Origin of the sequence: Streptomyces sp. L-9-10 (assembly GCF_004151105.1) — a bacterium.
Lineage (GTDB): Bacteria > Actinomycetota > Actinomycetes > Streptomycetales > Streptomycetaceae > Streptomyces.
Window position 1 is genome coordinate 1 of record NZ_PHRF01000159.1, and the last position, 12,768, is coordinate 12,768.

Here is a 12,768-nt window from a genome sequence, read left to right on the forward strand (position 1 = left end):
GGCTCAGCTGAGGCCCGCGCTCCTGGCGCGGTCCACGGCCGGGCCGATGGCCTTCGCCACCGCCTCCACGTCCGCCGCCGTGGAGGTGTGGCCGAGGGAGAACCGCAGGGTGCCCCTGGCCAGGTCGGGATCGCTGCCGGTGGCCAGCAGGACATGGCTCGGCTGGGCCACACCCGCCGTACAGGCGGAGCCCGTTGAGCACTCGATGCCCTGGGCGTCCAGCAGCAGGAGCAGCGAGTCGCCCTCGCAGCCGGGGAAGCTGAAGTGCGCGTTGGCGGGCAGCCGGTGGTCCGGGGCGCCGCCGAGGACCGCGTCGGGGACGGCCGTACGTACCGCCTCGATCAGATCGTCCCGCAGGGCGCCGATGTCGCGGGCGAAGTCCTCGCGCCGCTCGGCGGCAAGCCTCCCCGCGACGGCGAAGGAGGCGATCGCGGGGACATCGAGGGTCCCGGAGCGCACATGCCGCTCCTGGCCACCGCCGTGCAGGACCGGTACGGGGGTGTGCTGACGGCCGAGCAGCAGGGCGCCGATGCCGTACGGGCCGCCGACCTTGTGGCCGGAGACGGTCATCGCGGCGAGCCCGGAGGCACCGAAGTCCAGCTCCGTCTGGCCGAGGGCCTGGACCGCGTCGGAGTGCAGCGGGATGTCGAACTCGGCCGCCACCTCGGCCAGTTCACGGACCGGCAGGATGGTGCCGATCTCGTTGTTGGCCCACATCACGGTGGCGAGGGCGACATCCAGCGGGTTACGCGCGATGGCCTCGCGCAGCGTCTCGGGAAGCACCCGGCCGTAGGTGTCGACCGGCAGGTACTCGACGGTCGCGCCCTCGTGCTCCCCCAGCCACTCCACCGCGTCGAGGACGGCGTGGTGCTCGACGGGGCTGGCGAGCACCCGGGTCCTGGCCGGGTCGGCGGCGCGCCGGGACCAGTACAGGCCCTTCACGGCGAGGTTGTCGGCCTCCGTACCGCCCGAGGTGAACACCACCTCGCTGGGCCGTGCGCCGAGGGCCTCCGCGAGTGCCTCGCGGGCCTCCTCGACGGTACGGCGGGCCCGGCGCCCGGCGGCGTGGAGCGAGGACGCGTTGCCGGCGAGGCCGAACTGGGCGGTCATCGCCTCGATCGCCTCCGGCAGCATCGGAGTGGTCGCGGCGTGGTCGAGGTAAGCCATGGTGGTCCCGATTCTACGAGCCGGGACCGGCCGGTCACGCAGCCGGTCCGCCCGGACCCCCGGCATACGGCTCGATAACGGCGGTGGCGCGCGGGCCCGCGCCGGGGCCCGTCACTCCCGGGGCGCGCGGGCCAGTTGGCGCGACTGGGCCACCAGCCGGTCCGCGGTGTCCCAGACCTCCGCGTCCTCCTCCAGGAAGCCACCGGCCAGATTGCGGGTGGTGATCGCCACCCGGAGGGGGCCCGGTGCCGGACGGGCACGGACGTGCGTGGTCAGTTCGATGGTCGGGGTCCAGCCCTTCAGCCCCAGGTCGAAGGAGGTCGGCGGCAGGGCGTCCACGGTGAGGAGCAGGGAGTAGGGATCGGCGTCGCGGCCGTCCGCGAACCTGAACCACGCGCGCATCTCGCCCTGTCCCGACGGCGCGCCGAGCGCCCAGCCGACCGTGGCCGGATCGATCCGCATGGCGAGGCGGTCGAGCATCGAGAAGTCGCCGGGCGGCGGCGGTCCCGCGTCCGTGCCGACGCATCGCTCCAGCGGCGGGATGGCGGGCGGCTTCGCGGTCGTCCGTACGTCGTCGGGCAGCGCGTCCAGGTCCCCGTAGGAGGCGATGACCCGGAGCCGCTCGACCTCGCGGCCGTCCTCGGCGGTCTGGAAGAGGGACGCCTGTCCGGTGGAGAGCGTCCGGCCCGTCCGTACGGTGACGGTACGCACCACGGCGGGGCCGGGCGTCGACGGCGTGAGGTAGTGGGCCGAGACGGCGAAGGGGTCGGAGTGCGGCAGCGCGTCGCCGAGGGCGCGGCCGATCAGCGCCAGCAGATAGCCGCCGTTGGCGGCGTTCATGATCGTCCAGCCCGGGGAGAGCTGTGCGTCGTAGACGCCCGGTGCGCGGAGGGTGACGGCGGTACCGCGGTCGAACTCGCTGTCCCCGATGGTTGCCTGTGCCATGACAGTCAACGTACAACAGGATTGTACTAAGCGGTAGCTTACGAAGGTGAGGGCTCCTCGGCCGCGGCCGAGCGCCGGTTCCAGGCGCGGGGCGCCCGCCAGTGGAACCGCATCGCGAGCAGCCTCAGCACGAACGCGGTCAGCACGGCGAACCCGCTGGTCAGCCCGTTGAGCGCGTCGAAGCGAATACAGAGCGCCACCATCGTGGCACCGACGATGGCGGGGACGGCGTACAGATCACGGTCCCAGCGCAGCAGCGAGGGCACCTCGTTGGCGAGGACGTCGCGGAGCACACCGCCGCCGACCGCCGTGGCGAGTCCGAGCGCCGCCGAGGCGGTGAGGCCGAGACCGTACTCGTACGCCTTGGTGGTGCCGGTGACGCAGAAGAGGCCGAGTCCCGCCGCGTCGAAGACGTTGACCGCGCCCTGGATGCGTTCCACCTGCGGGTGGAGGAAGAACACCAGCGCGGTGGCCACCAGCGGCATGGAGAAGTAGCCGAGGTCGGTGAAGGCGGCCGGCGGGACGGCCCCGATGATCAGATCGCGGAGCAGCCCCCCGCCCAGCGCGGTGATCTCGGCCAGTACCGCCATACCGAAGACGTCGAAGTTCTTGCGTACGGCGAGCAGGGCGCCGGATATCGCGAAGACGAAGATCCCGGCGAGGTCGAGCGCATGCTGAACGGAGGGCGTGAAGAGGTCGTGGAGCACTCGGACATTGTGCGGGATCGCCGGGGCACCTCCCGAAGGAAGGCCCCGGCGGTCCCGGTCATGCGCGCGTGGGTCCCGGGTCGTGAGCCCTGGGGCCGATGACCCGCTCCTACTCCTTGGCCGGGCCTTCCGCGCCCTTGGCTTCCGTGCCCTTGGCCTCGGCGACCTTGGCTTCCGCGGCCTCGGAAGGCGCCGCGGAGGCCGCGTCGGCGACCGACGTCCCCGCCGCCAGCTCCACCGTCTCCCGCGCCGCCACCGACACCGTGTCCTCCGGGTGCTGGTCGGGCGCGTTCTCCGGGTGGTGGCAGGCCACCTGCTGGCCGGGCTTCAGCATCTGCATCGGCGGGTCCACCGTCGTGCAGATCTGCGTCGCCTTCCAGCACCGGGTGTGGAACCGGCAGCCGGTCGGCGGCGAGATCGGCGACGGCACATCGCCCTTGAGCAGGATGCGGTCGCTCTTGACGCCACGGCGCCTGGGGTCCGGAACCGGCACCGCCGACATGAGCGCCTTGGTGTACGGATGCATCGGCGCCGAGTACAGCGACTTGCGGTCCGCCAACTCCACGATCTTGCCGAGGTACATGACCGCGATCCGGTCCGAGACATGGCGGATGACGGACAGGTCGTGCGCGATGATCACGTACGTCAGGCCCAGCTCGTCCTGGAGGTCGTCCAGCAGGTTGACCACCTGCGCCTGGATCGACACGTCCAGCGCGGAGACCGGCTCGTCGGCGACCACGAGCTTCGGATTGAGCGCGAGGGCGCGGGCGATCCCGATGCGCTGCCGCTGGCCGCCGGAGAACTCGTGCGGGTAGCGGTTGAAGTGCTCGGGGTTGAGGCCGACCAGTTCCAGCAGGTTCTGGACCTTCTTCTTGACGCCGCCCTCGGGCGTCACCCCCTGGAGCTTGAACGGCGCGCTGACGATCGTGCCGATGGTGTGCCGGGGGTTCAGCGACGAGTACGGGTCCTGGAAGATCATCTGGACGTCACGCCGCAACGGGCGCATACCGCGCACACCCAGATGCGAGATGTCGTGGCCCTCGAACTCGATCTGTCCCGCGGTCGGTTCGAGCAGCCGGGTGATCAGCCGGCCCATCGTCGACTTGCCGCAGCCCGACTCGCCCACCACGCCCAGCGTCTCACCGGAACGCACATCGAAGTCGATGCCGTCCACGGCCTTGACCGAGGCGACCTGCCGCTTCAGCAGGCCCTTCCTGATGGGGAAGTGCTTCTGCAGGCCGGAGACCTTGAGCAGCGTCTCCCCCGGAGCGGCGTCCTTGTTGAGAAGGCCGGCACCGGCGCTCTGGGCGGGAATCGTCACGTCTCTGTCCTCGCTTTTGTCCTCGCTCACAGCTGGGGCGCAATCTCTTCGGTCCAGATGCGCTTCCGGTCCGGCTCCGGCATGTGGCAGGCGGCCCAGTGTCCGGCCGCCGCCTGGGTCAACTCGGGGCGCGTGGTACGGGTGATGTTCCCCTTGGGCACGTCGGCGTAGGGACAGCGCGGGTTGAAGGCGCAGCCGGACGGGAGGTTGATCAGGGAGGGCGGGGAACCCTTGACCGGGATGAGACGCTCGGTCTCCTCGCGATCGATACGCGGCATCGAACCCAGCAGGCCCCAGGTGTACGGGTGGCGCGGCTCGTAGAAGACCTTCTCCGCGGGACCCCGCTCGATGCACCGGCCGCCGTACATCACCAGGATGTCGTCGGCCAGCTCGGCGACGACGCCCAGGTCGTGCGTGATGATGATGACGGCGGAGCCGAACTCCTTCTGCAGATCGCGGATCAGGTCCAGGATCTGCGCCTGGACCGTCACGTCCAGAGCCGTGGTCGGCTCGTCGGCGATCAGCAGGTCGGGGTTGTTGACCAGCGACATCGCGATCATCGCGCGCTGGCGCATACCGCCCGAGAACTCGTGCGGATACGAGTCCACCCGCTTGTCGGGCTGCGGGATGCCGACGCGGTCGAGCATCTCGACGGCGCGGCGCCGCGCGGCCTTCTTGTCCACGTTGTGATGGACCTGGTAGGCCTCCACGATCTGCTTGCCGATCGTGTAGTACGGATGCAGCGCAGACAGCGGGTCCTGGAAGATCATCGCCATGTCGCGGCCACGCATCTTGCGCACCGTGTCCGGGTCGGCGGTGAGCAGTTCCCGGCCCTTCAGCCAGATCTCGCCGGAGACCTGCGCCTTGCGCTTCCCGTACTGGCCGGTGGTGTGCAGCCCCATGATGCCCATGGAGGTGACGGACTTGCCGGAGCCCGACTCACCGACGATGCCGAGGGTCCGGCCCTTCTCCAGCTGGAAGCTGAGCCCGTCGACGGACTTGACGATGCCGTCGTCCGTGGGGAAGTGCACGCGCAGGTCGCGCACTTCCAGGAACGCCTCGGAGGGGCTGGTGTCGGCGGCGACCGGCTCCCCCAGGGCCGCGCCGCTCTTGCTCAGGTCGGTCATGCGAGCCTCACTCGGGGGTCGATCACTGCGTACAGAATGTCCACGACGAGGTTCGCGACGATCACCGCGAGCGACGTGATCAGAGTGACGCCGAGGATCACCGGCAGGTCGCGGTCGTTGATCGCCTTGAGCACGGCCTGGCCGAGACCGGGAAGACTGAACGTGGTCTCGGTGAGGATCGCACCGCCGATGAGGGCGCCGAGGTCCATGCCGAGGAGGGTGAGGATCGGCGTCATCGTGGAGCGCATGGCGTGCTTGCCGATGACGACGGGCTCACTGAGCCCCTTGGCCCTGGCCGTGCGGATGTAGTCCTCGCCCATCACTTCCAGCATGGTGGCCCGGGTGATCCGGGCGTACATCGCCGCGTAGAGGAAGGCGAGGGTGATCCAGGGCAGGAGAAGGCCGCCGAACCAGCCGCCGACGCTCTCTTCGAGCGGTACGTACTGGGCGTCGAGCCAGCCGAGACCGTAGCTGAAGATCGCCAGCGAGAGCAGACCGGTGAAGTAGATGGGCAGCGAGACGCCGGCCAGGGCGACCAGCATCGCGCCGCGGTCCCACAGGGTGCCCCGCTTGAGCGCGGAGAGCACACCGGCGGCGAGGCCGAATATCAGCCACAGGACAGCGGCACCGATCGCCAGTGCCAGGGTCACCGGCAGCCGGTCGGTGAGCACCGGCCAGATGGCCTGCTCGCTGCGGAAGGAGTAGCCGAAGCAGGGAGCAGAGCAGTGCGTGACGTCTCCGCCCGCCGAGTACGTACGACCGACGAAGATGCCCTTGAAGAACTCCCAGAGCTGAACGAAGATCGGGTCGCCCAGCTGGAGCTTCTGCCGGATGGCCTCCACGGCCGCGGCGTCGGACGTCTTGCCCACGTACATCGTGGCCGGGTCGACGCCCGCCCACTTGGGGATGATGAAGAAGATGCAGAAGACCACCAGCATGATGACCACTAGCATCGCGGCGACGGCCATGAGCCGCCTGATGAGGTATGCGAGCACTGCTCTCGGCCTGCGGCGGACCGTGGGCCACCGGGGTTCACCCGGTGGCCCACGGTCACACCGCGCCGGCCTTCACCTGCCTTTCGTGCCGTACGGCGGGTGTGCCGGGTGGTGTTACTTCACAACGCCGAGGCTGGTGAAGTCGTACTGACCGCTGTACGCGTCCGTGGTGTAGACGTTCGTCAGCCGGCTGGAGCGCCAGTTGATGAACTTCTCGAAGACGAAGGGCAGGTAGTAAGCGCCCTCCATCACCTGGTGGTTGATCGCGGTGGCGAGCTGCTCCTTCTTCGCGGGGTCCAGTTCGGTGACGAACTTGGCGAAGTTGGCGTCGATCGCCTTGTCCTTGATCATCGCGAAGTTGTTGTTTCCGCTCTCAAGGATGTACTTGCTGCCCCACAGCGGCAGACCGTAGCCCTGGACCGACGGGAAGTCCGGGCCCCAGCCCATGATGATGATGCCGTAGTTCTTCTGCTGGACGACCTTCGGGTTACCGATGATGCCGCCGGTCTGCGAGCCGTCGAACTGGTCGATCTCGACATCGATGTTGATCTTCTTCAGCGACGCCTGGAGCGACTGCGCGGTGGCCACCTCGACCGGCTTGTTGTTACGGACCGCGATGGTGGTCTTGAATCCGTCCGGCTTGCCGCAGGCCTTGAGCGCTTCCTTGGCCTTGGTGATGTCCGGCGCGCCGCCGTTCTTCGCCGTGCCGTACGGGTCGTACTTCTGGCCCTCGGAGCCGGGGACCGACGGCGGCAGCATGTTGGTGCCGATGTCACCGCCCGCGAGCGGGCCACCGCGCGCGGTCTGCAGGGACTTGTGGTCGGCGCCGTAGATGACGGCCTTGCGGCACTCGATGTTGTCGAACGGCTTCACGTTCTGCGGGAAGACCGCGTAACGGATGTAGCCGGAGACCGGGTTGTCCAGATTCTCCTTGTTCTCCTTGAGGGCCTTGTTGCGACCCTGCGGGGAGAGACCGGTCTGGTTGATGTCCAGGTCGTAGTCGCCGGCGATCAGACGGTTGTCCATGTCGTCGGCGTTGCTGAACAGGTTCAGGGTGATCTTGTCCGGGAGCGCCTTGCGGACCGGGTCCGAGGACTGCTTCCAGTTCTCGTTGCGGACGAGCACCAGGGACTTGTTCGGCGAGTACGACTGGAACTTGTACGGGCCGGAGGAGAACGGGTGCAGACCGTACTTGGACTTGGTGTCCTTGTCCTTGCGCACCGGCGAGGACGACGTGAGCGCGAGGATCTCCTCGAAGTCACTGTTCGCGGTCGGCAGCTTGAAGATGATGGTCTTCGCGTCCGGCGTCTCGATGGCCTTCAGACCCTCCTTGGAGGTGTCCTTGTAAGGGCCCTTGTACTTGCTCTCCGGGTCGAGGATGTCCTTCAGGTAGACCGGACCGCCGGAGAGCACGTCCTGCGCCCACTGGCGCTCGATGCCGTACTTGACGTCCTCGGAGGTGATGGGCTTGCCATCCTCCCAGGTGATCCCGTCACGCAGCGTGAACGTGTACGTCTTGCCGTCTTCGGAGACCTTGGCGCGCTCGGTGGCGAGGTCCGGGGTGAGCTCCGAACCGGTCTTGCCCGGCTCCGTCTTGCTGGTGACCAGCTGACGGCTGTAGTAGCGCATGAAGTTCCACGCGAAGCCGTAGTAGCCACGGGTGGTGTCCCACGAGTCGGCGTCCTGGGCGCCCGCGAACTTGAGCGTGCCGCCCTTCTTCGTGGAGGCGTTGGCGACCTTGTTGTTGCCCGCGTCGAAGCCGGGGGCACCACTCTTGTCGTCCTTGCTTCCACCGCCGCCGCCACACGCCGCTGTGGTCAGCAACGCCGCGACCACGGCAGCAGCGGCCAGGGCCTGCTTACGCCGCCCAGTGGTGCGATTGGTAGTCACGATCTCGGATCCTCCGGTGTGAGTAGCGGCCCGTGGAAACGCGGGCCCCGATGTAACGCGAATCAGCTGCAACGCGAACCAGCCGGCACGCAGATCAGCGCGAACCCTTCGGGTCGAGCGCATCACGTACGCCGTCGCCGAAGAGGTTGAAGGAGAGCACGGTGATGAAGATGGCCAGACCCGGGATCAGCATGTACATCGGATCCGAGTCGTAGTAACTCACCGCGGAGGAGAGCATCTGGCCCCACGAGGCGGTGGGCGGCTTGACGCCGACACCCAGGAAGCTGAGGGCCGCCTCGGTGAGGATGTTGGTGGGGATCATCATCGTCGAGTACACGATGATCGGGGCGATGATGTTGGGCAGCAACTCCTTGAACAGGATGTATACCTGCCCGGCCCCCAGGCTCCTGGCCGCCTCCACGTATTCGCGCTCGCGCAGCGAGAGAGTCTGGCCGCGGACGACCCGGCCGACGTACGGCCAGCCGAAGAAACCGATCACCAGGATCATCACCAGCAACCGGACACCGCTCCCGGACAGACCGAGCATGTCGTTCGGCATGACGGAGACCAGCGCGATGATGAAGAGCAGCTGCGGGAAGGACAGCAGCATGTCCATCACGCGGCTGATGAGCGCGTCCAGCCAGCCGCCGAAGTAGCCCGCGATCACGCCCAGAACGGTGCCGAAGACGACCGCGACCACGGCGGACAGGAAGCCGACGAGCAGGGAGACCTGCGCGCCGTAGACGATCCGGGCGAAGATGTCGCGGCCACTGACCGGCTCGACTCCGAACCAGTGTTCCGAACTGATACCGCCCCAGGAACCGATGGGCGTCGAGAAGAGCGGGTCGATCAGATCTTCGTGGTACTCGTCGGGAGACTGCCCGGACAGGCTCGTGATCAGTGGCGCCAGGAGCGCGATCACGATCAGCACGAGCACGACGGAGCCGCCGGCGAGCGCCATTTTGTCCCGCTTCAGGCGCTCCCAGGCAATACGACCGAGGGAGCGACCCTGGACCGACACCCCCTGGGCGACGGCGACTTCTTCCGTCGCGCTCGGGGCCGCTTCCGTGGTCGGCTCGTGCAGTGGTGCCGTCATCGTGGCAAGAACCCCTCTCAACCGGCGGTCACCGGCCCCCACTTGCCGCTGTAGCGGCCTGTTCCCATCAGCATCGCGAGCGACGTCGTGACTCCGTCACGCACGTCCGGCCACTCGCACAGAGGCCCGAAAAGGCCATGCATGCGGGGAGTCTTCATCGCGTGCGTGATCACCCGCCAGCCCTGCCGGTGAATGGATGCTCAACCGTGATGCTCTTAGAGGTGTTCCGTTATCCGGACGGCGGGTAGCCATGTACGGACGACTGCCATTAGGGACGAGGGGGCCGAGATGCCCTATACGACGCCTCCCGGGCAGAGCGCCCATCGCCCATCAACTGCCCAGTAATGGACGGTTCTACGCGCGTCCGGGCGGCTCAGAAGGATGTTCGGTCGCCCATTGGTCCAGTCCTTCCGGGGTGCGCGCCCCGGCCGGCGTCCGGCGCCGGTCTGACACGCGTACGGGGCTGTCCACAGAGTGAACAGCCCCGTACGGCGTCGGTCAGTACGTGCGGGTGGCGGGCGGCGGGTAGCCGTATCCCGAAGCGGGCGCCGGCCCGGCATGCGCCTCGCGGTCGTAGAACGGCCTGGTGTTGGCGCGCAGCCACATCGTGACCGGGTCGTACTCGTCGGACATCGCGACCGTCGAGACCGGCAGTCCGTCCGGGATCGCGGCGATCGACTGCCGCATCATCGTGTGTACGGAGTCGACGGAGCCGGGGTTCGTGTCGTACAGGTCGAGACCGATCGCCAGATACGGGGCGCCGAGGGACGGCTGCACCCAGGCGCGGCGCAGGGAGCGCACGGCGGGCGTGCGGTGCGCGTTCTGGGTGAGCTGGGCGTAGAACTGCGGGAGTTCGATGGCGGGCTCGGAGAGCCTGAGCGGTCCCGCGGGCATCCGGTCGAGACCGGTGGCGATCCGGCGCAGATCGAGCCAGGGGATGCCGACACCGCCGCCGGGGGCGTGCGGATTGAGCCAGATCCCCCAGCGGTCGGGGTAGAGGGCGCGGGCGATGTCGCGGCCCGGGACCACTTCGTGGGCACGGTTCCAGCCACTGACCGCCAGTTCCTGGGCGGAGGTGACGCACGGGGCGTACCCCAGGCCGTCGATCTCCATGTTCCCGTACTGGGCGTCGGACGTTCCGGCGCGGCCGTGCCAGAGCAGCATCCAGACACTGTCGTCGGCGAGCGCCTGGAGCAGCGCCTCGTACGCGTCGTAACGTCCTGGCGTCACCTGGCGCAGCATGTGCTCGACCTGCCCGGCCGCCGCGGTGCCTGACGCGCTCACTCTGGGTCCCGCCCCTCTTCGATCCACCACTCGTCCAGCCCCCCGAAGTCCGCGCGTCCCGCACGCCCGCCGCGGTCCGCCGCGGGAGGGGCGACCCGCCGGGCACACGGTGCGACGGTCCAGCCATCAAACCAGCTTAGAGGGGCTTCCTGACACAGACTTGACGACCGGCGCGCCCGCTGTGGGGGTGCGGGCGTGCCCGGTCTCTTTCCCTGTCCTGCCCGTGGCCACGGGCCCGTACCCGCGACTGCCCGTTCCGTCCCGGACCATGCGGCGGACACGGGTCAGCCGCGCCGGAGGACGGGAGTCAGCCGCGCTGGTAGAACGGCCGCACCTTCTCCAGCAGCCAGTCACCGACCGGGTCCTGGGCCACGTCCAGCAGGATGAGATTCACGGGCCAGCCCACCGCCACCCGCCCCAGCGCCCGGCCGAGCGCGTCCATGGGGGCGTTGCGGTCCGCCGCCTCCCAGGAGGAGAGCTGGACCCCGATGAAGAGCGCCGGGGGATCGCCCTCGACGCTGGCGAGCGCGCGGCGGGCGGAGAGCACCACACCGGACGCCTCGAACTCGGCCCCGGCGGCGGAGAGGAACTCGACCGGGTCCTCCTGCCAGTCCGGCTCGAAGAGCCGGACCCGGCCCCCGCTCGCCGGGCCGTCGAGCGGCGTACGCCCCACCCGGCACAGCTCGGCGACGGCCGGCGGCGGCAGCGGCATGCCGACGACGCCGCCCGGGTTCACCGCGATGCCGAGCTGCGGGGGCAGGCCCCGGGCGAAGTCACGGGCGGGGGCGACGGCGAAGGCCATATGGGCGCCGACACACTGGAGGAACTGCTGCTCGGAGCTGAACACCGGCACATACGGGAGGCCCTCGATCTCCATCGTCGGCAGATCGAGGTTGGGGCTGTCGGGACCGCCCCCCTGGGGCAGCGGCACCCAGACCTCACTGCGTCCCAGGACCTCTATCAGCCGTCCGCCCGCCGCGTCGGCACCGAGCGAGGCCACGAGCACCTCTTCCAGCTCGTTGCCCGGCCATGCTGTGTTCACCGTGCTCTCCTTCGCCACCCTCGCCCCCGCGGCAGCACCTTAAACCGAGGCCGGACCCCTGCGCCGCCACCGAACGGCTTCGCCCGGCCCCTCGGCCGGCCCGCCGGGGCTCAGTCCGCCCGGGTGGCCGGGAAGGCGATCCGCTCCAGGGCCCCCGCCGCGTCCCGGTCCAGGAGGACCGCCGAGGCGCAGCCCCGGGGCAGGCGGCCGGTCTCGGCGTCGGCGATCAGGCGGCGGACCGCGCGGCGGTGCCGGGCGAACGCGTAGCCGGACACGCCCCGGCCGCGCTCCCGCTGGCCCTCGCGCGCCACCTCGGGCGGGACGTCCAGCAGGACGAGATGGAGCCGTCTGCCACGCCGTCGGGCCTCACGGGCCAGCCAGCTCCGCACCCATGTCTGCGTACCGCAGTCGTGGACGACGACGCTTCCGCCCGAGCCGAGCGCGCGCCGCAGCCCCGCGTAGTGGGCCAGCCGGACGAGCGGGCGGTAGACGGCGTACGGCAGGGCGCCCGGCAGCCGGCGCGCCCAGCGGTCCCTGGTGTCCTGGGAGTCGATGCCGGTGGCCTCGGCGGCCCGCCGGATCAGGGTGGATTTGCCGCTGCCGGGCAGCCCGGAGACGACCACCAGATCCCCTTCGGCGAAGACGAGACTCTTCGTGCCGCGGCCCCTCGGCCGGCCGGCCGCGGCGGCGGGCCCCCGTCCCCGCAGATCCCGGACGACCCGCGCCACGCGAGCCGCGCCGTCCAGGACCGCGCCGTCCAGGACCGCCGCGTCCAGGCCGGGTGCGCCGGGCGGTGCGGCCGCGGCCGTCTGCGTCGGCACCCCCGCGGTCGTCGTGTACGTACCGGACCCCTGCGACATCATCGCCGTCCCCCTGTCAGCTCAGTCGACCTGGTCCATGACCCTTGCCCAAGAAGTGTAAAGAAATGGTAATGCGCCACAAGCTTTTTCCGGGGCCCGGCGAGTTGAGGACCGGGCTCCCCGCTCGGCGGCGATGCGTGCGATGATGTGCCCGCCAACTGCATACCGGCCGTTTGAATCCGCGCGGGAGAGTCCCGGTCACCGTGTGTGCGCCGGGCGCCGAAGGAGCAAGTCCCTCCCTTGAATCTCTCAGGCCCCGTACCGCGTGGATGAGGCAGATCTGAAAAGCGGGCCGCAGCTCTGCGGCTCCACCCAAGGTGCAAGTCATGTCCGC

11 protein-coding genes and 1 riboswitch are annotated in these 12,768 nt (G+C 69.5%); all 11 genes read right to left on the reverse strand.

Features of this window, described 5'->3' with window-relative positions; all coding sequences use genetic code 11:
* Window positions 1-3: 3 nt before the first annotated feature.
* Entirely contained in the window at window positions 4-1,167 is a 1,164-nt protein-coding gene (locus CU044_RS32195; RefSeq protein ID WP_129772270.1) for a cysteine desulfurase family protein, read from the reverse strand.
* 111 nt (window positions 1,168-1,278) lie between these two features.
* Window positions 1,279-2,112, reverse strand: a complete 834-nt coding sequence (locus CU044_RS32200) for a thioesterase family protein (RefSeq protein ID WP_129772271.1) — start codon at window positions 2,110-2,112, stop codon at window positions 1,279-1,281.
* A gap of 38 nt (window positions 2,113-2,150) precedes the next feature.
* Window positions 2,151-2,819, reverse strand: coding sequence for a trimeric intracellular cation channel family protein (locus tag CU044_RS32205; protein ID WP_129772272.1), 669 nt, complete (start codon window positions 2,817-2,819; stop codon window positions 2,151-2,153).
* Between the two features lie 109 nt (window positions 2,820-2,928).
* Window positions 2,929-4,140, reverse strand: a complete 1,212-nt coding sequence (locus CU044_RS32210) for a dipeptide ABC transporter ATP-binding protein (RefSeq protein WP_345790165.1) — start codon at window positions 4,138-4,140, stop codon at window positions 2,929-2,931.
* A gap of 26 nt (window positions 4,141-4,166) precedes the next feature.
* A complete protein-coding gene (locus CU044_RS32215; RefSeq protein WP_129772274.1) occupies window positions 4,167-5,267 on the reverse strand; it encodes an ABC transporter ATP-binding protein in 1,101 nt (366 codons plus the stop codon).
* Window positions 5,264-6,262, reverse strand: coding sequence for an ABC transporter permease (locus CU044_RS32220; RefSeq protein WP_129772275.1), 999 nt, complete (start codon window positions 6,260-6,262; stop codon window positions 5,264-5,266). Before CU044_RS32220 ends, CU044_RS32215 begins: the two co-directional genes overlap by 4 nt.
* Before the next feature lie 114 nt (window positions 6,263-6,376).
* Window positions 6,377-8,152, reverse strand: a complete 1,776-nt coding sequence (locus CU044_RS32225) for an ABC transporter substrate-binding protein (protein ID WP_129772276.1) — start codon at window positions 8,150-8,152, stop codon at window positions 6,377-6,379.
* Between the two features lie 94 nt (window positions 8,153-8,246).
* The gene (locus tag CU044_RS32230) at window positions 8,247-9,248 is read right to left on the reverse strand and encodes an ABC transporter permease (RefSeq protein ID WP_129772277.1); all 1,002 of its coding nucleotides are present in this window, start codon (window positions 9,246-9,248) and stop codon (window positions 8,247-8,249) included.
* Window positions 9,249-9,746: 498 nt separating this feature from the next.
* Entirely contained in the window at window positions 9,747-10,532 is a 786-nt protein-coding gene (locus CU044_RS32235) for an enhanced serine sensitivity protein SseB C-terminal domain-containing protein (protein WP_129772278.1), read from the reverse strand.
* Window positions 10,533-10,839: 307 nt separating this feature from the next.
* On the reverse strand, window positions 10,840-11,574 hold the full coding sequence (locus CU044_RS32240; protein WP_129772279.1) for an enhanced serine sensitivity protein SseB: 735 nt from the start codon (window positions 11,572-11,574) through the stop codon (window positions 10,840-10,842).
* 110 nt (window positions 11,575-11,684) lie between these two features.
* Window positions 11,685-12,437: an AAA family ATPase gene (locus tag CU044_RS32245; protein WP_129772280.1), complete on the reverse strand. Its 753-nt coding sequence runs from the start codon at window positions 12,435-12,437 to the stop codon at window positions 11,685-11,687.
* A 171-nt stretch (window positions 12,438-12,608) separates the two neighbouring features.
* Window positions 12,609-12,708: riboswitch (glycine riboswitch) on the forward strand.
* The last annotated feature ends 60 nt before the right edge of the window (window positions 12,709-12,768 follow it).